Annotated in this window: 21 protein-coding genes; 13 read left to right on the forward strand and 8 right to left on the reverse strand. The window is 74.9% G+C overall.

Going from position 1 to position 22,339, the window contains the following annotated elements; translation table 11 throughout:
• Positions 1 to 202: 202 nt before the first annotated feature.
• Positions 203 to 1,267, reverse strand: coding sequence for a sodium:calcium antiporter (locus IFT45_RS16020; RefSeq protein ID WP_192129399.1), 1,065 nt, complete (start codon positions 1,265 to 1,267; stop codon positions 203 to 205).
• Positions 1,268 to 1,438: 171 nt separating this feature from the next.
• Here IFT45_RS16020 and IFT45_RS16025 point away from each other — a divergent pair, with 171 nt between their 5' ends.
• Positions 1,439 to 2,098 (forward strand): DUF6766 family protein, encoded by a 660-nt coding sequence (locus IFT45_RS16025; RefSeq protein WP_371811061.1) that lies wholly within the window; start codon positions 1,439 to 1,441, stop codon positions 2,096 to 2,098.
• On the opposite strand, the gene IFT45_RS16030 is transcribed toward IFT45_RS16025, so the two are convergent.
• Positions 2,042 to 2,245, reverse strand: a complete 204-nt coding sequence (locus IFT45_RS16030; RefSeq protein ID WP_192129400.1) for a hypothetical protein — start codon at positions 2,243 to 2,245, stop codon at positions 2,042 to 2,044. The genes IFT45_RS16025 and IFT45_RS16030 overlap by 57 nt on opposite strands.
• A gap of 195 nt (positions 2,246 to 2,440) precedes the next feature.
• On the opposite strand from IFT45_RS16030, the gene IFT45_RS16035 reads away from it, so the two are divergent.
• Both IFT45_RS16035 and IFT45_RS16040 read left to right on the forward strand, forming a co-directional pair.
• Positions 2,441 to 3,034, forward strand: coding sequence for a TetR/AcrR family transcriptional regulator (locus IFT45_RS16035; protein ID WP_167260569.1), 594 nt, complete (start codon positions 2,441 to 2,443; stop codon positions 3,032 to 3,034).
• A gap of 135 nt (positions 3,035 to 3,169) precedes the next feature.
• Positions 3,170 to 4,129: a helix-turn-helix transcriptional regulator gene (locus IFT45_RS16040; RefSeq protein ID WP_192129401.1), complete on the forward strand. Its 960-nt coding sequence runs from the start codon at positions 3,170 to 3,172 to the stop codon at positions 4,127 to 4,129.
• A gap of 64 nt (positions 4,130 to 4,193) precedes the next feature.
• On the opposite strand, the gene IFT45_RS16045 is transcribed toward IFT45_RS16040, so the two are convergent.
• On the reverse strand, positions 4,194 to 4,490 hold the full coding sequence (locus IFT45_RS16045; protein WP_056057715.1) for a hypothetical protein: 297 nt from the start codon (positions 4,488 to 4,490) through the stop codon (positions 4,194 to 4,196).
• Positions 4,491 to 4,743: 253 nt separating this feature from the next.
• On the opposite strand from IFT45_RS16045, the gene IFT45_RS16050 reads away from it, so the two are divergent.
• Positions 4,744 to 6,042, forward strand: a complete 1,299-nt coding sequence (locus tag IFT45_RS16050; protein ID WP_185230523.1) for an NAD(P)/FAD-dependent oxidoreductase — start codon at positions 4,744 to 4,746, stop codon at positions 6,040 to 6,042.
• A gap of 280 nt (positions 6,043 to 6,322) precedes the next feature.
• Here the strand turns inward: IFT45_RS16050 and IFT45_RS16055 are convergent, their stop codons facing one another.
• Positions 6,323 to 7,810 (reverse strand): MFS transporter, encoded by a 1,488-nt coding sequence (locus IFT45_RS16055; RefSeq protein WP_371811062.1) that lies wholly within the window; start codon positions 7,808 to 7,810, stop codon positions 6,323 to 6,325.
• Positions 7,811 to 7,902: 92 nt separating this feature from the next.
• Here IFT45_RS16055 and IFT45_RS16060 point away from each other — a divergent pair, with 92 nt between their 5' ends.
• Together IFT45_RS16060 and IFT45_RS16065 are read left to right on the forward strand one after the other, a co-directional pair.
• Positions 7,903 to 8,466, forward strand: a complete 564-nt coding sequence (locus IFT45_RS16060) for a TetR family transcriptional regulator (protein ID WP_185230527.1) — start codon at positions 7,903 to 7,905, stop codon at positions 8,464 to 8,466.
• Positions 8,467 to 8,522: 56 nt separating this feature from the next.
• Entirely contained in the window at positions 8,523 to 9,104 is a 582-nt protein-coding gene (locus tag IFT45_RS16065) for a GIY-YIG nuclease family protein (RefSeq protein WP_192129405.1), read from the forward strand.
• Positions 9,105 to 9,352: 248 nt separating this feature from the next.
• Here the strand turns inward: IFT45_RS16065 and IFT45_RS16070 are convergent, their stop codons facing one another.
• Both IFT45_RS16070 and IFT45_RS16075 read right to left on the reverse strand, forming a co-directional pair.
• Positions 9,353 to 10,717, reverse strand: a complete 1,365-nt coding sequence (locus tag IFT45_RS16070; RefSeq protein ID WP_371811063.1) for an APC family permease — start codon at positions 10,715 to 10,717, stop codon at positions 9,353 to 9,355.
• Between the two features lie 37 nt (positions 10,718 to 10,754).
• Positions 10,755 to 11,069: a helix-turn-helix domain-containing protein gene (locus IFT45_RS16075; protein WP_056059166.1), complete on the reverse strand. Its 315-nt coding sequence runs from the start codon at positions 11,067 to 11,069 to the stop codon at positions 10,755 to 10,757.
• A gap of 195 nt (positions 11,070 to 11,264) precedes the next feature.
• On the opposite strand from IFT45_RS16075, the gene IFT45_RS16080 reads away from it, so the two are divergent.
• Positions 11,265 to 11,909 carry an NAD(P)-dependent oxidoreductase gene (locus tag IFT45_RS16080; RefSeq protein ID WP_185230531.1) on the forward strand — a complete coding sequence of 215 codons (645 nt, stop codon included), beginning with the start codon at positions 11,265 to 11,267 and terminating at the stop codon, positions 11,907 to 11,909.
• Between the two features lie 115 nt (positions 11,910 to 12,024).
• Here the strand turns inward: IFT45_RS16080 and IFT45_RS16085 are convergent, their stop codons facing one another.
• Positions 12,025 to 12,507 carry a hypothetical protein gene (locus tag IFT45_RS16085; RefSeq protein WP_056057729.1) on the reverse strand — a complete coding sequence of 161 codons (483 nt, stop codon included), beginning with the start codon at positions 12,505 to 12,507 and terminating at the stop codon, positions 12,025 to 12,027.
• Between the two features lie 174 nt (positions 12,508 to 12,681).
• Between IFT45_RS16085 and IFT45_RS16090 the strand changes: the two genes are divergently transcribed.
• The 3 genes from IFT45_RS16090 (at position 12,682) to IFT45_RS17965 (ending at position 16,996) form a co-directional block, all read left to right on the forward strand.
• Complete coding sequence (locus IFT45_RS16090) at positions 12,682 to 13,701, forward strand: Gfo/Idh/MocA family protein (protein ID WP_192129408.1); 1,020 nt, start codon at positions 12,682 to 12,684, stop codon at positions 13,699 to 13,701.
• Positions 13,702 to 13,832: 131 nt separating this feature from the next.
• On the forward strand, positions 13,833 to 15,305 hold the full coding sequence (gene cls / locus IFT45_RS16095; RefSeq protein ID WP_192046896.1) for a cardiolipin synthase: 1,473 nt from the start codon (positions 13,833 to 13,835) through the stop codon (positions 15,303 to 15,305).
• 248 nt (positions 15,306 to 15,553) lie between these two features.
• On the forward strand, positions 15,554 to 16,996 hold the full coding sequence (locus IFT45_RS17965) for an alpha/beta hydrolase-fold protein (RefSeq protein WP_192129409.1): 1,443 nt from the start codon (positions 15,554 to 15,556) through the stop codon (positions 16,994 to 16,996).
• A gap of 219 nt (positions 16,997 to 17,215) precedes the next feature.
• Here IFT45_RS17965 and IFT45_RS16105 read toward each other — a convergent pair whose 3' ends face one another.
• Positions 17,216 to 17,872 (reverse strand): TetR/AcrR family transcriptional regulator, encoded by a 657-nt coding sequence (locus tag IFT45_RS16105; RefSeq protein WP_192046894.1) that lies wholly within the window; start codon positions 17,870 to 17,872, stop codon positions 17,216 to 17,218.
• Between the two features lie 77 nt (positions 17,873 to 17,949).
• Here IFT45_RS16105 and IFT45_RS16110 point away from each other — a divergent pair, with 77 nt between their 5' ends.
• The 3 genes from IFT45_RS16110 to IFT45_RS16120 all read left to right on the forward strand — a co-directional run bounded on the left by IFT45_RS16110 (position 17,950) and on the right by IFT45_RS16120 (position 21,645).
• Positions 17,950 to 19,635: an NAD(P)/FAD-dependent oxidoreductase gene (locus tag IFT45_RS16110; RefSeq protein WP_192129411.1), complete on the forward strand. Its 1,686-nt coding sequence runs from the start codon at positions 17,950 to 17,952 to the stop codon at positions 19,633 to 19,635.
• Complete coding sequence (locus IFT45_RS16115) at positions 19,632 to 20,579, forward strand: 3-hydroxyacyl-CoA dehydrogenase (protein WP_082514626.1); 948 nt, start codon at positions 19,632 to 19,634, stop codon at positions 20,577 to 20,579. The genes IFT45_RS16110 and IFT45_RS16115 overlap by 4 nt, the downstream gene beginning before the upstream one ends.
• Positions 20,580 to 20,733: 154 nt before the next feature.
• Positions 20,734 to 21,645, forward strand: a complete 912-nt coding sequence (locus IFT45_RS16120) for an alpha/beta hydrolase fold domain-containing protein (protein WP_200932003.1) — start codon at positions 20,734 to 20,736, stop codon at positions 21,643 to 21,645.
• Positions 21,646 to 22,339: the final 694 nt, after the last annotated feature.

Consider the following 22,339-nt stretch of genomic DNA (forward strand, 5'->3'; position numbering starts at 1 on the left):
CGAGGCCGAGGGCGGTCTTGGTGATGGTCTTGCGCGTGATGGTCACGATGCAGCTCCTTGTCTGTGGTTCCCGGTGGGGATGACAAGGGTTCGCCGCCCCTCCCGAGATCGACTGGTCTCGTTACCCGACCGTGACCTGCGGGCCTGCACCGCGACTCCTGCCGGCCCGTGCCGAGGCAGCGCCGGGGCCGTCCCTCGGCTGTCAGCTCGCGATGGCGAACAGCCCGCCGAGCCCCACGAGGTACAGCACGAGCACCACCAGCGAGTCGACGCCCATGCCCGCGATCCGCCGCCGGGGGCGGAAGAGCAGGCCCACCACGTAGACCAGCGTCAACAGGGCCGCGAGCGCCGTCAGGTAGATGTCGGAGGCCTGCGCGGCGGGCAGCACCGCCTCGCCCGAGATGAACGTCGCGACGAGGAAGAGCACGGGCAGGAAGGCGTTGCCGCCGAAGATGTCGCTCATCGCGAGGTTGTCGTCGCCCTGACGAACGGCCTGCAGGCCGGTCGAGATCTCGGGCAGCGACGTGGCGAGCGCCAGCACGGTCGCGCCGAAGAGCACCCCCGACAGCCCCAGCTGCGACGACGCCGCGTCGCCCGCCCGCTCGAGCACGACGCCGGCGGCGAGCGTCGCGAGGGCCGACACGGCGAAGACGACGGAGGCGCGGGTCGTGCTCATGCGGGAGTGCGGCTCGGCGGGCTTCCGACGCCGGTGCCCCGTGGTGTGGGGCGACGCGTCGGGGGCCCGGCCCTCCTCGTGCCAGGGCAGCCCCTTCCCGGCGCGCTGCACCAGCAGCAGCCCGACCACCCAGAGCACGGCGATCAGCACCACGTCGGGCGTGAGCCGCAGCAGCACGAGCCCGTCGGGCAGCTGGCTGCCGGCCACGACGACCGTGAGCACGGCGACCACGACGACCGCCTCGAGCACGAGCGTGAGCGACGCGGCCCGGTAGGTGAGGGGCGCGACCCCCTTCCCCCGGCGGCCGAGGACGTCGAGCACCACGAGCACCACGGTCTGGATCGCGATGCCGCCGAGGATGTTGCCGACCGCGACCGACACGTCGCCCGACAGCGCCGCGCTGACCGTGATCGCGATCTCGGGGAGGTTGGTCGCGACGGCCAGCACGACGAGCCCGCCGAGCGCGCTGCCGATGTGCAGCCGGTCGTCGAGCACGTCGGTCGTCTTCGAGAGCTGGATGCCGGCGACCCAGGTCACGGCCGCCGCGGCGACGAAGATCACGATCAGGAGCCAGAGGGGGAGGGAGTCCACACGGCGAGGCAACTCCTCCCGACGGGCCGTGTCCGGCTCCGGGCCGCGGAGATCCGCCGTCGTCCGGGAGCGGGGCGCGGCCGCCCCCACCAGCACCCGGGGAGGCGCGGTGCCCGATCCCGAGGGAGGGCTCGACCCGCCGCCGGGGCCGGTCTAGGCAGGTGGCATGTCGTGCACTCCTCGTCCGCACCGCACCGCACCGCCCCGCCGGCCCGGCGCCCGCTGTCGTCGGCCCTCGTCGCCGTCGTCGCGCTCGTGATCGCCGGGCTCGCGTCCGGCTGCGCGGGCCCGTCCGACGGCCCCCGCGAGGTCGGCGAGGGCTTCGCCGCCGACGTCGCCGAGAACTGGCAGTCGGAGTACCTGCAGTTCGTCCTCTTCATCGGCGCCACGGTCTGGCTCGTGCAGCGCGGCTCGACGGAGTCGGGCGAGCTCGACCAGGTCGGCCCGCAGAGCGACGAGCGGCAGCACGTGCGCGGGCACGCCCTGCCCGGCTCGCCCCGCTGGGCCGCGGCCTCGGGCTGGCGGCTGTGGCTCGCCTCCCACTCGCTCGGGCTCGTGATGGGGGCGATCTTCGTCGCCTCGTGGGCGGCCCAGGCCGTCACCGGCCACGTCGCCCACGACGAGCAGCAGCTGCTCGACCTGGAGGCGCCCACGGGCCTCGCGGGCTACGTCTCGTCGGCCGACTTCTGGAACAGGACCCTGCAGAACTGGCAGTCGGAGTTCCTGGCGGTCGGCAGCATGGTCGTGCTGTCGATCTACCTGCGCGAGCGCGGCTCAGCCGAGTCGAAGCCCGTCGGCGCCGCCCACGGCGACACCGGGGTCGAGGGCTGAGGCGCCGTCGGCGAAGAAGTCGGCGTAGCGCGCCTCGTCGACGGCCGGGGGCACGTCGGCGGGGGCCGCCGCCGGCACGGCACGGCGCTTCGGGTACGCGCCGATGTGGGCGCGGGGCACCGCGGAGTCGCTCGAGTAGGCCGTCACGGTGCTGACGCTAGGGGACGGGAGCGACGCCCCGGGCCCCGGGCGACGGCGCACGAACACGGGCCCCGCCCCACCGCGCATGCCGGACAACCGGGGGCCGACCGCGGCCGTGCGCGGCCACTCCCGCTCGTTCTGCCTATCGTGCAACTAGTGTCGTGCAGGTCCCGACCAGACCCCACCGACCGATCCGAGCCCATGACCACAGCCGCCGTGAAGCCCCCGCCCCTCGACGTCACCGGGCGCCACGTCGTCGACGTCGCCGACGACCTCTTCAACTCCCGGGGCATCCGGTCGGTGCGCCTGCTCGAGGTGGCCACCGCCTCCGGCGTCGAGATCGACGAGATCCGCCGCCTCTTCCAGTCGAAGTCGGGGCTCGTCGAGGTCGTGCTCGAGGCCCGCCACGTCAGCTGGTCGCAGCACATCGCCGACGCGACGGTCGAGGTGCCCGACTCGCGCGACAAGCTGCTCGCCATCTTCGGCTACCTCGAGGAGTGGTTCGCGGAGGACTCCTTCCAGGGCTGCGTCTTCATCAACTCCTACGGCGAGCTCGGCCGCAACAACACGCGCATCGCCGAGATGGCCCAGCGACACAAGGAGTCGTTCGTCGCCCTCGTCACCGACCTCGCGCTCGACGCCGGCCTGCCCCGCGAGCTCGGCTCGAGCATCGCCCTGCTGGCCGAGGGCGCCCAGGTCTCGGCCGCGATGACCCGCACCACCTCCCCGGCCCGCGACGCCCGCCAGGCGGCCGCGATGCTCATCGCGCTCTACCAGGACGACGACGAGCGCTGAGCCCGCTCCCCCGCGCCGAGCCGCTCCCCCACCTCGGCCCCTCCCCCTGCACTGGGGCCGCGCCCGGACGGTCGGTCTGTCCACCCCGCGCATCGTCGGGCCTCGGGGTACAGCGCTTCGTGCGACACTCAGCCAGTGCGCGCCCTCGAGAACACCCCCGTGAGGCTCGAGCTCACCTCGTCGGACCTCACCACGGCGCGCGAGACGCTCGAGGGCCCCTTCGCGTCCGGCCGCTTCGAGGCCCGGCCCGTCCGCGACCGCCCGTTCTCCTTCCGGCACACGGCCGTCGGCGACACCGCGATGACCCTCCGCGAGACCCGGTTCGCCGGGCACCTCGGTGGCGGGCTCGCTCCGCACGACGAGTACGTGGTCGCGTGGATGCAGTCGGGCACGGGGTCGTTCACCGAGGGCCGTGACGAGACCGAGTTCACCTCCGGCATGCCGGTGCTGCTGCCGCTCGAGACCGACTACTCGTTCGCCTTCGACGACTTCGTGCAGAAGTGCGTGCACTTCCGCACCACCGACCTCGAGCGCGTCGCCGCCGAGCGGGAGGGCGCCGCCCCCGGCCGCCTCCACTTCGACCGCCGGGCCACCCCGACGCCCGCCGCGATCCGCGCCTGGTGGAACACCCTCGCCCTCGTCTCGCGCACGGTCACCGACCCCGAGGTCAGCCCGCTGCTCGCCTCCGAGATGTCACGGCTGGCGGCCGTCGCCCTGCTGCAGCTCTACCCGTACCGCAGCGCCGACCTGCCGCCGCAGCTGCAGGCCCCGCGCAACGCCCGCATGCGCACGGCGGTCGAGTACGTGCACGCCCACGCGCACCTGCCGATCACGTCGACCGACATCGCCAAGGCCGCCGACCTCAGTCTCCGGGCCCTGCAGGAGGGGTTCCAGCGCACCTTCGACCTCGCCCCCACGGCGTACCTCCGCCAGGTGCGGCTCGACCGCGCCCACGACGAGCTGCGGTCGGCCGCCCCGGGCGCGACCTCGGTCGCGACCGTCGCCCGCACCTGGGGCTTCGCGCACCTCGGCCGGTTCTCGGCGTCGTACATGGAGCGCTTCGGCGAGTACCCGCGCGAGACCCTGGCGAGCTGAGCTGCGCTGCGCTGAGCTGCGCGGAGCTGGGCTGAGCTGGGCTGCGCTGGCTGCGCTGCGCCCGCTAGCGGCGGGCGGCGCGCGCCGGGCGCGCGGCGCGGTCGCGACGGGGCGGCAGGCTGAAGAGCGGGATCACCGGGGCGAGCCCCTCCTCGGGCTGGGCCTCGACCGGGCGGACGGGCTCGACCCGCGCCTCCCACGCTTCTCCCTCGTCGATGACGAGGCCGCCGAGCTCGGCGCCGACGGGCACGAGCTCCTCGAGCGAGGTGACGAGCGCCAGTCGGTCGCGGGCCTCGCGGTCGTGCCGCAGGAAGGCCGACGCGGGGGTCGCGGGGCGGCGGTAGAGCACGTAGCCCTTCACGTCGTCTCCCGCCGTCGAGGTCGCCCGCGGCCTGGTCGGCGCGGGCCCGGCGAGGTCGTGGCCGGAGCCGGAGGGGGTGCCCCCGGATGCGCCGAGCCTACGCGGCGGCACGGTCGCTGTCCGCGGCCCGCGGACACGTGCCTCCTGAGGCTCGCTCAGTGGGTAGCCTGTCCTCCGGACGGGACACGATCCCGGCCATCCTCGGGGTCAAGGGCGACCACCGGCTCGCACCACACATCGCAGGAGTCAACTCATGGCTGAAGACAGTCGCCCCCACATCGTCATCGTCGGTGGAGGCTTCGCCGGCATCGCCGCCATGCGGGCGCTGCGCCACGCCGACGTGCGCATCACCCTCGTCGACCGTCACGTCTACAACATGTTCCAGCCGCTCATGTACCAGGTCGCCACGGGCGGCCTCAACGCGGGCGACGTGACGTACTTCCTCCGCAGCCTCCGCTCGAAGCAGTCGAACGCCGAGTTCCGCCACGGCCTGCTCACGACCGTCCGGGCCGACGAGCGCGTCATCACGCTGCGCGACGGGGAAGAGATCGCCTACGACGCCCTCGTTCTCGCGAACGGCGTCAACACCAGCTACTTCGGCACGAAGGGCGCGTACGAGTACGCCTACTCGATGTACTCCCGCTCGCAGGCGCTCCGCATCCGCGACGAGCTCTTCACGCAGCTCGAGAACGCCGCGGCCTCGGTCGGCAGCGGCGAGGTCCGGGTCGTCATCGTCGGCGGCGGCGCGACCGGCGTCGAGATGGCGGGCTCGCTCGCCGAGCTGCGCGACCAGGCCCTGAAGGACGCCTACCCCGAGATCGACGCCTCGAGCATCACGATCACCCTCGTGCACCGCAGCGGCGAGCTGCTCAAGCCGTTCTCGCCGCGCCTCCGCAAGTACGCCGCGAAGGTGCTGCGCAAGCGCGGCGTCGACCTGCGCCTCGACACCGGCGTCGAGGAGGTCCGCCCCGACGGCGTCGTCGCGGCCGACGGCGAGTTCATCCCCGCCGAGCTCGTGATCTGGGCGACCGGCGTCGCCGCCCACGCCGAGGTGGCCGGCTGGGGCGTGCCGCAGACCCACGGCGGGCGGATCCAGGTCAACGACGACCTCACCGTCAAGGGCCTCGACCGCATCTTCGCCGCGGGCGACATCGCCGCGACCGACGACGCCCTCGCCCAGCTGGCGCAGCCGGCGATCCAGGGCGGCGAGCACATCGGCGAGCAGATCCAGCGGATGCTCGCGGGCAAGCCCCTCGAGAAGTTCAAGTACCACGACAAGGGCACCATGGCGACGGTCGGCACGAACGCCGCCGTCGTGCAGCTGCCGAACGGCTTCACCCTGACCGGGCCGGTCGCCTGGCTGCTGTGGGTGTTCGTCCACATCACCAGCCTGCTCGGCAACGGCAACCGCCTGTCGACGCTGACGCACTTCTTCGTGCGCTACCTCTGGGCGCTCCGCAAGCGGGCGATCCCGATCGTCGGCGACGTGCGCCCGGTGCGCCCGAACGGCGACCGCGCGCCCGAGAAGTGGCAGACCGAGAAGGCGGAGTAGCGCCCTCAGGGCAGGCCGCCTCCCCGCGCCGCCCTGCGCCCCCGCGCCGCCCTGCGCCCCCTCGCCGCCCTGCGCCCGCGCGCTGCCCTGCGCCCGCGCGCTGCCCTGCGCCCCTCGCGAACCACCGACTGATCAACGAACCACCATCTGACGTGGTTCGTTGATCAGTCGGTGGTTCTGTCGTGCGGCGGCGGCGGGGCAGGGGCGGGGGCGGGGGCATGCGGGAGGCGCGGTGCCGGAGTGACCGACACCGCGCCTCCTCGGGGCTGCTGCGGGCTGCTCAGCCCATGTGCACCACGGGGCCGGAGGGGAGCAGGTCCTCCTTTGAGCCGCGGATCATCACGAACGAGATGACGGCGGCGACGAGCGTCGCGACGCCGGCGGCGACGAACGCGGCCGAGTAGCCGTCGACGAGGCTGCCGAGGCCGACGGCGGCGCTGCCGGCCACGGCCGACGCGTAGAGGTTCGTGTAGACCGCGAGGCCGATCGATCCGCCGATCTGCATCATGGCGTTCGAGGTGGCGCTGGCCGCGCCCGCCTCGTGCGGGGCCACGCCGGCGAGGGCGAGGTTCTGCATCGGCACGAAGACGCCGGCGAGGCCGACGCCCATCACGATCAGCGGGGGCAGCACGTGCGTGGCGTACGCGCCGTCGACCGTCACGAGCGAGAGCCAGAAGAGGCCGGCCGCCGCGATGACCGGGCCGACGATCATCAGCACGCGCGGGCCGATCACGGGCAGCAGCTTGGTGAGGATCGGCGCCATCACCATGATGACGAGGGTCATCGGCAGGGTCGCGAGGCCGGCCTCGAGCGGGCCGAAGCCGAGCACGATCTGCAGGTGGAAGGTGAGGTAGAGCAGGGCGCCGATCATGACGCTGCCGACGATCAGCTGCACGAGGAAGGCCCCGCCGCGGACGCGGTCCGTCAGCACGCCGAGCGGCAGCAGCGGGTGGTCGGAGCGCTTCTGGATCAGCACGAAGAGGGCGAGCAGGCCCGCGCCGAGGGCGATGAAGCCGATGACGACGGCGGAGCCCCAGCCGTCCTCCGCCTGCGTGAAGCCGTAGACGAGCGAGGCGAGGCCGAGGGCCACGACCACGGTGCCGGCGACGTCGAGGCGGTTGTCGCCCTCGGCCTTGCTCTCGCGGACGACGAGCGCGGCCGCCACGATGGCGACAATTACGATCGGCACGTTGACGAGGAGGCACCAGCGCCAGCTGACGAACTCGGTCAGCACGCCGCCGAGCACGAGGCCGACGGCGGCGCCGGCACCGGAGATGGCGCCGAAGACGGCGAAGGCGGTGTTGCGCTCGCGCCCGCGGTCGAAGGTCGTCGTGAGCACGGCGAGGGCGGCGGGGGCGAGCAGGGCCGCGAAGACGCCCTGCAGGGCGCGGGCGGTGACGAGCAGCTCGCCGGTCGAGACGAGGCCGCCGAAGGCCGAGGCCGCGCCGAAGCCGACCATGCCGACGATGAAGGTGCGCTTGCGGCCCCAGAAGTCGGCGATGCGGCCGCCGAGCAGGAGGAGCGCGCCGAAGGCGAGGGCGTACGCGGTGACGACCCACTGGCGGTTCTCGTCGGTGAGGCCGAGCTCGGCCTGCGCCTGGGGCAGGGCGATGTTGACGATGGTGCCGTCGAGCACGACGACGAGCTGGGCGAGGCCGACGATGACGAGCACCCACCAGCGGCGGCTCGGGTGGGCGGGGGCGGAGCCCGGCGTGGGCGACGCGGAGGGCGCGGTCGTCGGGACGGAGCCTGTCGATGAGGTGGTCACTGTTCTCCTGGGTAGGGCGGGTCCCGGCATGAGGACCGGGCAACACTACCAACCATTTGGTTGGAGCGCCACCGTGGGCTAGGTTCTCGGCCATGGCCCACGACGCGAACGAGACCCGACGACGCATCCTCGAGGCGGCGACGGCGGAGTTCTCGGCGCGCGGGCTCGCGGGTGCCCGGGTCGACCGCATCTCGGCCGCGGCCGGCTGCAGCAAGGAGCGCCTCTACGCCCACTTCGGCGACAAGGAGGCGCTGTTCACGACGGTGCTGAACCTCTCGTTCGCGGAGCTGGGCGCCGCCGCCGCCGTGCCCTACGCCAGCGCCGAGGAGTTCGCCGTCGCCCTCTTCGACCACCTGGCCGAGCACCCCGAGAACCACCGGCTGCTCAGCTGGGCCCGCCTGGAGGACACGCACGACTGGCAGGCCTCCTTCGCCGTGCTGCAGGAGACCCGCGACGCGTCGATCGATCAGCTCGACCGGGTCGGCGCCGTGCGCGCGACGCCGTGGGGCGGCGACGACCTGTTCGCCGTGCTGCTCTCGATCGCGTCGGCCTGGGTGCAGCTGCCCGGGCTGGAGGGGGCGCCGGCCGCGACGACGGGGCGGGACGAGCAGCGCGAGATCGTACGGGAGGCCGTGCGGAGGCTGGTGCGGGGGTAGCGCGCGGGACGGGCTGCCGCGGGGGCGGCGTCGGTGGTCGGCCGTACGGTCCGGGGATGGACCTGACCGACGCCCCGCCGTGCAGCGGCGGCGGCGACTGCCCGCACGCCGTCGAGCCGGGTGCGCCCGTGCCGCTCTGCCGGCGGCACCTCGAGCTGGCCGCGGACTGGTGGGGCGACGCGGAGCGGGGAGGCGCGGGCATCGGCGTCGAGGACGCGCTGCCCACGCCGTGCCCGGCCTGCGGAGCGCGACTCGGGGTGCGCTGGCCCTCCGCCTGGCTCTGCGCGGTGTGCGAGTGGCGGCAGGGGGACGTCCCGGACGGCGAGCTGGCGCCTCCCCGGGTGGACGTCGTGTACTACCTGCGCTTCCGCGACAGGATCAAGATCGGCACGACCGGGAACCCCCGTCAGCGCCTCGCCGCGATCTGGCACGACGAGCTGCTGGCGCTCGAGCGCGGCGACCGCGCCGTGGAGCGCGCGCGGCACGAGCAGTTCGCGGCCCAGCGGCACGGACGCACGGAGTGGTTCACCGCCGACGGCGAGCTGCTCGCGCACGTGCGCGCCCTCGCCGAGGGGCAGCCCGACCCGTGGGCGCTGCACGCGCGCTGGCGGAGCGAGGCGGTCGCGCGGCGCGTCTGATCCGGGCGGGGCGGTACGGGCGGGATGCGCGGGACGGGGCGCGGGTGGTCGTCGAGCGTCGGGGGCGTCGGCAGTGGGTGCGACCGCGACCGCGACAGCGACAGCGACAGCGACCGGATCGTCCGTGCGACCGGACGACGCCCCCCAGAATGCTCGATCCACTCCGGAGTGGAGCAGCCTGGCTCGAAGGGCACACCTACCGAACGCCGCTCCACTCCAGAGTGGATCAGCGCGGAGCGGGACCGTCCTCAGAGCCCCGTCGTCCGAGACCCGCGCCCGGCACCCGGCGACCCGCGCCTCCGACGGAGCACCACGAGACGACCCAGCACCCCCACCGCGAAGACCCCCGCCCCGGCGAGCACCGACGCGAGCGGCAGCGTGACCACGAGAGCCACGCACGCGACCGCCCCCAGCACCGGCAGCACGCGCGGCCAGCGTCGGTGCTCCCCCGTCTGCGTCAGCGCCGCGAGGTTCGCCACGAGGTAGTAGACCAGCACGCCGAACGACGACGCCCCGATCACGCCCCGCAGGTCGACGGTCAGCACGAGCACGCCGACGACGGCGGCCAGCACCAGCTCCGCGCGCAGGGGCACACCCCTCCGGGCGTCGACCACGGCGAGCGCCCGGGGCAGGTCGCCCTCGCGCGCCATCGCCAGGCTCGTGCGCCCGATGCCCGCGACCAGGGCGAGCAGGGCCCCGCTCGCCGCGACCCCCGTCGCGACCGCGACCACCGGCGCCAGCCACCCCGCGCCGGCCGCCTCGACGGCGTCGACGAGGGGGCGCGGCGACGCCGCCGTCCCCGCCGACCCGAGCGCACGGAGCAGCACAAGCGCCACCGCCGCGTACACGACGAGCGCGGCCGACAGCGCGATGACGACGGCCCGCGGGATCGTCACCGACGGGCGCCGCACCTCCTCCGCGAGGGTCGCTATCCGGGCGTACCCGGCGAAGGCGAAGAACAGCAGGCCGGCCCCCTGCAGGACGGCGACCGGCGTCGGTCCCGCACCCGCGCCTCCCGCACCGCCTGCACCACCAGCACCGGAGGCCGCGTCGACGACCGCCCCGACCCCGGGAGGCGCGCTGCCGACCACGACCACCACCAGCACCAGCACGGCCAGCACCGCGGCCACGATCACCGCGGTCGCCGCGGCGGTCCGGGTGATGCCCGCGGCGTTCAGCACGGTCACGGCGACGACGAGCAGGAGGGCGGCGGGGCGGGTCCACGGGTCGGGCACCAGCGCGACCGCGGCGGTGGTCGCCATCGCGGCGCAGCTCGCCGTCTTGCCGACGACGAAGCCCCAGCCCGCGACGAACCCGGGCCACTCGCCGAGCCGCTCGCGGCCGAACGCGTAGGCGCCGCCCGAGGTCGGGTGCTGGGCCGCGAGCTGCGCCGTCGACGTCGCGTTGCAGAACGCGACGACCCCGGCGATCAGCAGGCTCACGAGCAGCAGGTCGCCGGCCGCCGCCGCGGCGGGGGCGAAGGCCGAGAAGACTCCTGCGCCGATCATGGAGCCGAGCCCGATCACGACGGCGGCGCCGAGGCCGAGCCGCCGCTGCAGGCCCCCGGGCGCGGACGACGAGGGCGAGGCCGAGGGAGGCGGGGCGGCGGTCACGCGCGGAGCATACCCACCGCGGGTGACGCGCCCGCACTCAGGCCCGGCTGTCGTACTCCCGCTGCGAGTCGCTGACGTCGCCGAAGTGCTCGATCGACCAGCGCTCGAGGGCCTTGAGCGGGGCCCGGAGCGTCTGGCCCGCCTCCGTCAGCTCGTACTCGACGCGCGGCGGCACCTCGGCGTAGACGGTGCGCGAGACCAGGCCGTCGCGCTCGAGCCCGCGCAGCGTCTGCGTGAGCATCTTCTGCGAGATGCCGTCGACCACCCGGCGGATCTCCGAGAAGCGCCGCGGGCCGTCGTCGAGGGTGCCGACGACCAGCACCGTCCAGCGGTCGCCGATGCGGTCGAGCACCCGCCGCGTCGGGCAGCCCGCCTGGTAGGGGTCGAGCTCGTACGACGAGGCGTCGAGCCCGCTGGTCTCGCTCGTCGACTCGCTGAGCTCGCGCGTGGCCGGATCGATGGTTACCAAAAAGTGCCTACTTCCCGATGGATACCAATGGACGTAGCGTAGCCCCGTACCGCCCCACCGCGACAGAAGGAGAACCACATGACCCGCATCACCGTCTTCGGAGGAACCGGCTACGCCGGCAGCGCGATCGTCGCCGAGGCCGCGCGCCGCGGCCACGAGGTGACCTCGGTCAGCCGCTCCGTGCCCGAGCAGCAGGTCGAGGGCGTGCGCTACGAGACCGGGTCGGTGCTCGACGCCGACGTCCGCGCCCGTGCGGTCGCCGGGGCCGACGTCGTCGTCTCCTCCCTCTCGCCCCGCGGCGAGCTCGACGGCCAGATCGTCGAGGCCGACCGCGAGATCGCGACCCTGGCCGCCGAGCACGGCGCCCGCCTCGTCGTCGTCGGCGGCTTCAGCTCGCTCCGCCTCGAGGAGGGCGCCGAGCGCCAGGCCGACACCGGCCAGCTGCCGCCCGAGTTCGCCGCCGAGGCCCTCCAGATGCACGCCGTGCTGCTCGAGCTGCTCGACCGCCCCGAGGGCCTCGACTGGACCTTCGTCTCGCCCGCCATGCTCTTCGGCGCCTACGCACCCGGCGAGGCGCTCGGCCGCTACCGCGTCGGCGGCGACGTCGCCGTCTACGACGCCGAGGGGAACTCCGCGATCAGCGGGGCCGACTTCGCCCTCGCGATCGTCGACGAGGTCGAGACCCCGGCGCACGGCCGCGAGCACATCAACGTCGCGTACTGAGCGACCACGGGGCCACACGGTGACCCCGCGCGGGAGGCGCGGTGCCCGGTCGACGGGCACCGCGCCTCCGGCGTGTGGTGGGGTGGTGCGCTCGGCCCACGCCGCCTGGAGCGGCTCAGCCCCGGCGGCGGCCGATCGCGACCGCGAGCGCCAGGACGGCGACCGTGACGCTGCCGCCGACGGCGAGGAGGACGCGCTCCTGACGGCGGCCCGCGAGGGCGAGCCGGTTCGTCGCGTCGCGGAGGGAGTCGGCGGCCGTCTCGGTGACGTCGCGGCTCGCCTGCGTCACGTCGGCGACGATGCGCTCGGCGGCGGCGGCGAGGTCGCGGCCCTCCTCGGCGGCGTCGTGCAGCAGGCCGCGGGCGTGCTCGGCCGCGTCGCGCCCGGTGGCGGCGGCGCCGTCGACGAGGCGGGCGGCACGGTCAGCGGCGTCGCGCCCGGTCGCGGCGCTCTCGCGGACCTTCTCGCCCGCCTTCGCGGCGAGGTCGCGGAGGGCGGCGCGGTCGTCGGGCGAGACGACGCCGCTCTCGTCGAGGGCCGACAGCGCCCGGCGCGCTGCGGCGCGGAGGGAGTCGCGGGGCCTGTCTGGTTCGCTCATGTCGTCGCCTCTCGTTCGCGGTGCTGAGGCCCCGACGCTACCCCGCGCACATCCGGATGCCCCTAGGTGGGCCCCGGCGGGCGCGGAGGGCCCAGGACGAGGCATCTCGACGCCGCCGGGGCGCAGCGTGCCGCGGCGTGGCGCGTCGTGCCGCGGCGGGGCCAGCATGGGGGCATGACCCTCACCTTCCCCTCCTCCTCCGCCGCAGCGCTGCGCGGGGGCCCCGCCCTGCGCTGGGGCGTCATCGGCGCCGGCGAGATCGCCGGCGACTTCACCGACGCCCTGCACTCGCTCACCGACCAGCGCGTCGTCGCGATCGCCTCCCGCAGCCAGGAGCGCGCCGACGCCTTCGCCCGCCGTCACGGCGTCGAGCGCGGCCACGACGACGCCGCCGCGATGGTCGCCTCCCCCGACGTCGACGTGGTCTACGTCGCCACCCCGCACACCCGGCACCGGCCCGACGCCCTGCTCGCGATCTCCGCCGGCAAGCCGGTGCTGATCGAGAAGCCGATGGCCGTGAGCAGCGCCGAGGCCGACGAGATCGCGGCCGCGGCCCGGGCGGCGGGCGTCTTCGCGGCCGAGGCGCTGTGGACCCGCTACCTCCCCCACATGACCGTCATGGCCCAGCTGCTGGCCGACGGCGCGATCGGCGACGTGCGGCTCGCGACCGCCGAGGTCGCCTGGGCGAACGACCTCACCGCTCCCGGCCGCATGACCGACCCGGCCCTCGGCGGCGGCGCCCTGCTCGACATCGGCGTGTACGCCGCGTGGTTCACGCAGTTCGCCGGCGGGCACCCGGTCGAGGTGCGCGCCTCGGGCACCACCCGCGCCGACGGGGTCGACCTTGAGGCCGCGATCGTCACCCGCAGCGACCGGGGAGTGCTGGCGACGGCAGCGACCAGCCTGCTGGCGACCTCGCCCGGGCGGGGGACGATCAGCGGCTCGGCCGGCTCGCTGCGGACGCTCGAGAACCTGGTCTTCCCCGCCTCCTTCGAGCTCGCGACCGACGAGGGCACCGCCGTCTGGAGCGACCCCGCCGTGCCGACCGGCCGCCGCGGGCTCGCCTACGAGGCCACGGCGGTCGCGGGCTTCGTCGCGGAGGGCGTCACCGACTCGCCGCTGCACTCGCTCGCCGACGCACGGTCGGTGCTCGCGACGATCGAGGCGGCGCGGGCGCAGCTGACGGTGATCTGAGGGCGGCCGCGGTGGGCTGGGCGGGGCTGGCGGTGGGCTGGGCGGGGCCGCCGTCCCTCCCCAGGAGCCCGTACCCCACAGGGGCGAGACCCGGGGAGGCGCGGTCAGGCACCACCTGACAGGATCAGCCCATGAGATGGCGCTCCGTGCTGAAGGCACTCCCCACCGTGGTGCTCGTCGTGGACATCGTGATCCGCGTGGTGTCGGTGGCGGCCGTGCCGCGCAACCGCAAGCCGAGCTCGGCGATGGCGTGGCTGACCGCGATCTTCGTCGCGCCCATCCCGGGCAGCCTGCTCTTCGGGCTGATCGGCTCGTCGAAGCTGCCCCGCGATCGGCGTGAGAAGCAGCGCGAGATCAACCAGCGCATCCTCGACGGCACCGCCGGCCTCGACACGAAGGCCGCGACGGTCGAGACCGAGCCGCCGTGGTTCGGCAGCGTCGTGAAGCTCAACCGCACCCTCGGCTCGATGCCCCTCAGCCCGGGCAACACGGCCGAGCTGCTGCCCGACTACCGCGCGTCGATCGAGGCGATGACGGCCGCCGTCGACGAGGCCGAGCGCTACGTGCACGTCGAGTTCTACATCTTCACGCGCGACGAGACGACCTTCCCGTTCTTCGACGCGCTGAAGCGGGCCCACGACCGCGGCGTCCAGGTGCGGGTGCTCTACGACCACTGGGCGACGATCCGCAACCCGCAGGGCCGCGTCACGCGCCGGTGGCTGCGCGAGGCGGGGCTGAACTTCGAGGAGATGCTGCCGTTCCACCCGACCAAGGGCATGTGGCGGCGCCCCGACCTGCGCAACCACCGCAAGATCGTCGTCGTCGACGGCGACGTCGCCTTCACGGGCTCGCAGAACATGACCGACCCGAGCTACAACAAGCGCGGCAACATCAAGCGCGGCCTGCAGTGGAAGGACCTGATGGTGCGGCTCGACGGGCCGGGTGCCGTCGGCCTCAACGCGCTCTTCCTCACCGACTGGTACTCCGAGACCGACGAGCTGCCGGTCGTCGACGACCTCGAGGCCCCCGTCGAGCGCCGCACCGGCCCCGACGCGATCGAGTGCCAGGTCGTGCCGAGCGGGCCCGGGTTCGACGGCGAGAACAACCTGCGGCTGTTCAACGCGCTCGTCTACGGCGCGCAGGAGAAGCTCATCATCGCGAGCCCCTACTTCGTGCCCGACGACTCGATGCTCTACGCGATCACCACGGCCGCCGAGCGCGGCGTCGACGTGCAGCTGTTCGCCTGCGAGGTGGCCGACCAGTTCCTCGTCTACCACGCCCAGCGGTCGTACTACGAGACGCTGCTGCGCTCGGGCGTCCGGATCTTCCTCTACGAGAAGCCGATCGTGCTGCACTCGAAGCACTTCACCGTCGACGACGACGTGGCCGTCGTCGGCTCGAGCAACATGGACATGCGCTCGTTCAGCCTCAACTTCGAGGTGTCGCTGCTCGTGCGCGGTGCCCACTTCGTCGAGCGCCTGCGCGCCGTCGAGGACGACTACCGCTCGAAGTCGCGCGAGGTCCACCTCGACGAGTGGCTGACGCGGCCGGCGGCGATCCAGGTCGTCGACAACGTCGCGAGGCTGACCGCGGCGGTGCAGTAGGCGGGAGCAGCAGGCGGGGAGGCGCGGAGGCGCGGGCCGGGCAGGAGGCGCGGGCCGGGCAGGAGGCGCGGGCCGGACGGGAGGCGCGGGCCGGACGGGAGGCGCGGGCCGGACGGGAGGTGCGGGCCGGGCGCCCTGCGGGTCCCGTCGCGCTGACGGCTGCGTCATGGGATCGCTCCCTAGGGTGTGCCCGCCCCGCGACCCGTCGACGCCCGACCTCCGGCGGGGCTCGTCCGGAAGGCCCCGCGGTGTCGTTCTCCCTCGTCTCCGTCCTCACCCTGGCGCCGGTGTACGCCCTGGCGCTCGGGCTGGCCGTGTGGCTCGTGCGCCCGCCGGGCGACCGGGTCGGGCGGCGGGACGCGCGGCCCGGGCGGAACTCGGCCGGGCTCCGACCGCACCTCCGGACCCGGGCGGCGGGCCGCCTGCGTCCCCGCCTCCGATCTCGCACCCGCCCCCGCCCCCGGCGCTGGTGGACGGCGGTCGGCGTCGCCGCCGCGGTCGGTGCCGGTGCGGGCGCCCTGGTGTCGTGGTGGGTCGGCGACGTGCAGGCCGCCCTCGACGTGCCTCCGACCTGGGTCGACCGGGCCTGGGTCTCCGCCCTCGGCGCGGGCCTGGCCGTGGCGGTCGTCGCCGCCGTGCGCGGCGGGGCCGGGCGTCGCGTCGTGGCCGGGCTCGGAGTCGTCGTCTTCGCCCTCTCGACGGGCCTCGCCGTCAACCGTGACGCCGGGCTGTTCCCGACCGTGGGGGCGCTGCTCGGGGTGTCGCACGTCGCGCCGCTCACGCTGCCGCCCGCCCAGCACGGGGTGTCGGCGGGCGACGCGACCACCGCCTCCGGCACCCTCCCGGCGGAGTGGACCCCGCCCGCCGAGCTGCCCCGGCACGGCCGGCTCGGCAGCGTGGTGATCCCGGCGACCGACTCGCACTTCCGGGCCCGGCCCGCCCTGGTGTGGCTGCCGCCGGCCGCGCTGACCGCCGACCCGCCCGCGCTGCCGGTCGTCGTGGCGCTCTCCGGCCAGGGGCCGGGCGCCGCCCCCGAGAACCTCGTCGACGCCGGGCACCTCGACGACCAGCTCGACGCCCTGGCGGCGCAGCACGACGGGCTCGCGCCGATCGTCGTGATGCCCGACCAGCTCGGCCGGCCGACCTCGAACCCGATGTGCGTCGACGGCGAGCTCGGCGACAGCGCGACCTGGCTCACCCGGGACGTGCCCGCCTGGGTCACGGCCCACCTCGACGTGCAGCGCTCCCCCGCCGCGTGGGCGATCGCCGGCTTCTCGCAGGGCGGCACCTGCTCGGTGCAGCTGGCGACCGGGCACCCCGACGTCTTCGGCTCCTTCGTCGACGTGAGCGGGCAGCTCGGTCCGCTGCTCGACGGCGGCGTCGACCGCACGATCGCCCGCGGGTTCGACGGCTCGCGCGCCGCGTACGACGCCGCCCAGCCGGTAGCGGTGATGCGGGCGCACGGTCGGTACGCCGACCTCGGCGGCTTCTTCGCCGTGGGGGCCGACGACTCGCGTTACGGGCCCGTGCAGCCCGTCGTCTCGGCGGCGGCGCAGGGGGCGGGCATCGACGTGACCCGTCTCACGGTGCCCGGCAGCGGGCACGACTGGCACACCGCCTCCGTGGGCCTCGCTGCCGGCCTGCGCTGGCTCTGGCCGCGCCTCGGCCTCGGCGCCGTCGTGGGCGGCTGACTCCCGGAGGAGACCCGCCCCGCCGCCCCGCCGGTCCCCCGCCCGGCCGTCCTCGCACCCGCGAGAACCACCGACTGATCAAAGAACCACGTCAGATCGTGGTTCTTTGATCAGTCGGTGGTTCTGCCGCGCAGCCGGGTCGCCCGCCGTTCACCTGGCCGGCCGGGCAGGCGACGGTGCTGGCGCTCGGCGCTCAGCGCTCAGCGGCAGGGGCGGCGCTCAGCGCGCGGCGGCGCCGTAGATGCTGCTCAGCCAGACGTGCAGCAGGGTGTCGACGGGGTCGACGGCCGCCCCGGGCAGGCTGGGCTCGGTGAGCGCAGCCATGATCACGCGCTCGTTGAGCAGGTTGAGGCTGGTCGCGAGCACGCGCGGCTCGGGCCCGGCGACGGCGGCGCCGCGGGCGCGCTCGGCCCCGATCGCGCGGGCCGTCTCGTCGATCCAGCCCTGCAGCAGCCGCGACCACTGGGCGACGATCTCGGCGTCGGTGCCGCGCGCGCCGACCACGGCGGCGACGACGCCGGGGTGCGCCGCGAACGTCTCGAAGAAGGCCGAGATCGCGCGTCGCCAGGTCGCGGCGGGGTCGTCGGCGAGCCCGACGAACACCTCGGCCGACCGCCGCGACGCCTCGTGCGCGACCCGGTCGAGCAGCGCCAGCAGCACGCTGCGCTTCGACGCGAAGTAGAAGTAGAACGTCGGCCGCGAGATGCCCGCCCCGCGGGCGAGGTCGTCGATCGTCAGCGCCGAGAAGTCCTTCTCGCCGAGCAGCCGGTCGGCCGTCGTGAGGATCGCCTGCTCGCGCTCGTCGCCCGACACCCGGGCCGCCCGCCGACCCCGGCCCCCGGGAGTCGCGGCGACGGCGTCGAGGTCACGGGGCATGCGCCGATGGTACCGTCCCGCAGCGCTCGGCGGACACACCGTCGACACTCTCGACACTGTGTCGATACAGTGGACGCATGACCGATGAGACGACGACGTCCGCCCCGGCGAGCTCCGCCGACGGCCCGACCGGCCCCGTCGAGCACCTCGACGTCGTGGTCGTCGGGGCCGGCCTCTCCGGCGTCGGCGCCGCCGCCCGGCTGCGCGCGGCGTTCCCCGGCCGGAGCATCGCCGTGCTCGAGGCCCGCGCGGTCAGCGGCGGCACCTGGGACCTCTTCCGCTACCCCGGCGTCCGCTCCGACAGCGACATGGCGACGCTCGGCTACTCGTTCCGGCCCTGGGTCGACGAGCGGTCGATCGCGCCGGGCGCGGCCATCCTGCAGTACGTCCGCGACACGGCGGCCGAGACCGGCGTCGAGCAGCTCGTGCGGTACCGGCACCGCGTCGTCGGCGCCGACTGGTCGTCCGACGACGACCGCTGGACCCTGCGGGTCGAGACCGGCGCCGCCGACCCGACCCGCGACTCCGGCGGGCCCGACGCACCCCGCGACCCCGGCACGCACGACGGGGCCGTCACGACCACCACCCTCACCACCTCCTTCCTCTTCCTCGCCTCCGGCTACTACCGCTACGACCGGGGCCACCGCCCCGAGCTGCCCGGCGAGGCCGCCTACGAGGGCGAGTTCGTGCACCCGCAGCAGTGGCCCGAGGGCCTCGAGACCGCCGGCCGCGACGTCGTCGTGATCGGCAGCGGCGCGACGGCGATGACCCTCGTGCCGGCGCTCGCGGCCGGGGGCGCCCGGGTGACCATGCTGCAGCGCTCGCCCACCTGGGTCGCGGCGCTCCCGAGCCGCGACCGTCGCCTGCTGCCGCGGGCGCGACGCATCGGGCTCCGCGCCTCCGCCCGGGTCTCGCGCTGGCGCGGCATCGCGACCGGCCTCGTCACCTACCGGTTCAGCCGGCGAGCGCCCGAGCGCACCGGGCGGATCCTCCGCGAACGCGTGGCCGCCCGCCTGCCGGAGGGCTTCGACGTCGACCGCCACTTCGTGCCGCGCTACGACCCGTGGGACGAGCGGCTCTGCGTCGTGCCCGACGGCGACCTGTTCCGGGCGATCCGGGAGGGGTCGGCACGGGTCGTCACCGACACGATCGCGGGCTTCACGCCGCGCGGCGTGCAGCTCACCTCGGGCGAGGAGCTGCCCGCCGACGTCGTCGTCACCGCGACCGGCCTCACGCTGCAGCTCTTCGGCGGGGTCCGGATGACCGTCGACGGCCGCGAGGTCGACCCCGCCGAGCACGTGACCTACAAGGGCGCGATGCTCGACGGCGTGCCGAACATGGCCTTCGCCATCGGCTACACGAACGCGTCGTGGACCCTCAAGATCGACCTCGTCGTCGCCTTCGTCGAGCGCGTGCTGCGATCGATGGAGTCGCGGGGCGAGTCGCGCGTCGTGCCCACCGCCCCGACCGGGTCGCGGGGCCTCGGCGAGCTCACGCCCCTCATCGACCTGCGCTCGGGCTACGTCGCGCGCGGCGTGCACCTCATGCCGCGGCAGGGTGCGCGGACGCCGTGGCGGCTGCACCAGGACTACCTGCGCGACCTCGTGCTGTTCCGGCTCGGCCGCGTCCGCGGTGACGGGCTGACGTTCGGCTCGGCGGGCGGGCGGGCGCGCGGGCCCGGGCCCGCGCCCGCGCCGGTTCCCGCCCCGATGACCACTCCCCCGACCACCACCCGACCGACCCGACCGAAGGACCGACCATGACCTCCCCCCTCGACCCGGCCACCGCCTCCCACGATTCCGACGCCGCCACCGCCTCCGACCCCGCCTCGGCGACCCCGCTCTCGCGCGTGACCGTGCTCGGCACCGGCGTGCTGGGCGCGCAGATCGCCTTCCAGGCGGCGTACACCGGCAGCGACGTCGTCGCGTACGACATCGGCGACGAGCAGATCGCCGTCGCGCGGGCCCGGTTCGAGGGCCTCGCCGCGACGTACCTCACGCCGCAGGGGCTGCGCGGCGCCACGGAGGAGACCACGCGGGAGGCGCTCCGTCGCGTGACCTTCAGCACCGACCTGGCCGAGGCCGTCGCCGACGCCGACCTCGTGGTCGAGGCCGTGCCGGAGAGCCTCGAGCTCAAGCGCGACCTCTACGCCCGGCTCGCGCCGCTGCTGCCCGAGCGCACCGTGCTCGCCACGAACTCGTCGACGCTGCTGCCGAGCGACCTCGTCGACGCGACCGGACGGCCCGAGAAGTTCCTCGCGCTGCACTTCGCCAACCTGATCTGGGTCAACAACACCGCCGAGGTGATGGGCACGCCGGCCACCTCGCCCGAGGTGTTCCGCGCCGTCGTCGAGTTCGCCCGCGGCATGGGCATGGTGCCGATCGAGCTGAAGAAGGAGCAGCCCGGCTACGTGCTCAACTCGCTGCTGGTGCCGCTGCTGAACGCGGCCTCGGCGCTGCTCGTGAAGGGCGTCGCCGACCCCGAGACCGTCGACACGACCTGGCGCATCGGCACCGGGGCGCCCTTCGGGCCGTTCCAGATCATGGACGTCGTGGGGCTCCGCACCGTGCACGCCGTCTCCGTCGCCGGCGGGCCGGAGGGGCGCGCGTTCGCCGAGATGATCCAGCGCGACTACCTCGACCGCGGGGCCACCGGGCGCGAGAGCGGCGAGGGCTTCTACAGCTACCCCGCACCGTCGGCCGAGTAGCGTCCGCGTCGTGGAGCTGAGCCGGGTGCTGTCGTCCGTCCGTCGTCGTGCCGCGGGGCGGGGGGCGGGGTCTCGCGGTGCCGGTGCGGGGTCTGGTGGTGCCGGGGCCGGGGGCGGTGCCGGGTCTCGACCCGCGACTCCCCCCGTCCGCTCCGTGCACGAGCCGCTCGCCACGCGGCTGGTGCTGCCGCGGGCGCTGGCCCCCGTCTTCCTGCGGCTGACGCGGGCGAACCGCACCTTCACGACCGAGGCCGGGGCCCGGCGCCGCATCCGCGAGCGGTCGCTGCGGCCCGCGCCGTACGGGCCGCCCGCGACGCTGCGCTCGGACGTGCGCGTCGACGTCGAGCAGCGCGGCGGCTGGCCGGTCTACCGCGTCTCGCGCCGCGACGGAGCCTCCGCCGGCACCGTCGTCTACGCCCACGGCGGCGGCTGGGTCGGCGAGATCGTGTCGCAGCACTGGCACCTCGCCGCCCAGGTCGCGGCCGAGGTCGGCACCACCGTGCTGCTGCCGATCTACCCGCTCGTGCCCTTCGGCACCGCCGAGGAGGCGCGGGTCGGCATCACCGACCTGGTCACCTCGGCCGTCGGCCCGGTGGTGCTCGCGGGGGACTCGGCGGGCGGCCAGATCGCCCTCTCCGCGGCGCAGTCGCTGCGCGACCAGGGCGTCGACGTGGCGCACGTGCTGATGATCTCGCCGGCGCTCGACCTCACGTGGAGCAACCCGCGCATCCCCCTCGTGCAGCCGACCGACCCCTGGCTCGGCACGCCCGGCGGGCGCGTGCTCGCGGAGCACTGGCGCGGCTCGCTCGACCTGCTCGACCCCGTGGTGAGCCCGCTGGCCGGGGAGCTCGCGGGGCTCCCGCCCCTGACGGTCTTCACCGGGACGCGCGACGTGCTCAACCCCGACGCCCACCTGCTGCGGTCACGGGCGGCCGCCGCGGGGGTCGCGCTCGACTGGCGCGAGGGGGTCGGCGAGCTGCACGTGTTCCCGCTGCTGCCGACGCGCGCCGGGCGCGCCGCGCGGGCGCAGATCGTGCGCACGCTGCGTGCGGCGCTGCGCGGCTGAGCGCGGCGCGGCTGAGCGCGGCGCGGCCTGATCGAGGTGACTCGATCTGGGCCGTCGCCCGCCCGCAGGGCCCACGACGAGTCGTCTCGACGAGGGCCCGGCGCTGCGCGCCGACCACTCCCCCCACGAGCCACCCGCCTTGCTGAGTTGCCACTTTGGGGGCCCCACGACGCCGCTCAACCCCTCAAAACGGCAACTCACGAGCGGGAACCGATCGAGGTGACCCGATCTGGACCCCCGCCCGCCCGCAGGGCCCACGACGAGTCGTCTCGACGAGGGCCCGGCGCTGCGCGCCGACCACTCCCCCCACGAGCCACCCGCCTCAGTCAGTTGCCGATTTGGGGGCCCCACAAGGCCGCTCAACCCCCCAAAATGGCAACTCACGAGCGCGCTCCGATCGAGGTGACCCGATCTGGGCCCCCGCCCGCCCGCAGGGCCCACGACGAGTCGTCTCGATGAGAGGCCCGGCGCTGCGTGCCGACCACTCCCCCCACGAGCCACCCGCCTCAGTCAGTTGCCATTTTGGGGGCCCCACAGGGCCGCTCAACCCCACAAAACGGCAACTCACGAGCGCGGCGCGATCGAGGTGACCCGACCCGGGCCCTCACCCGCCCGCAGGGCCCACGACGAGTCGTCTCGATGAGGGGCCCGGCGCTACGCGCCGACCACTCCCCCCACGAGCAACCCGCCTTGC

It is taken from the genome of Frigoribacterium sp. CFBP 13707, assembly GCF_014842245.1.
Classification (GTDB): Bacteria; Actinomycetota; Actinomycetes; order Actinomycetales; family Microbacteriaceae; genus Frigoribacterium; species Frigoribacterium endophyticum.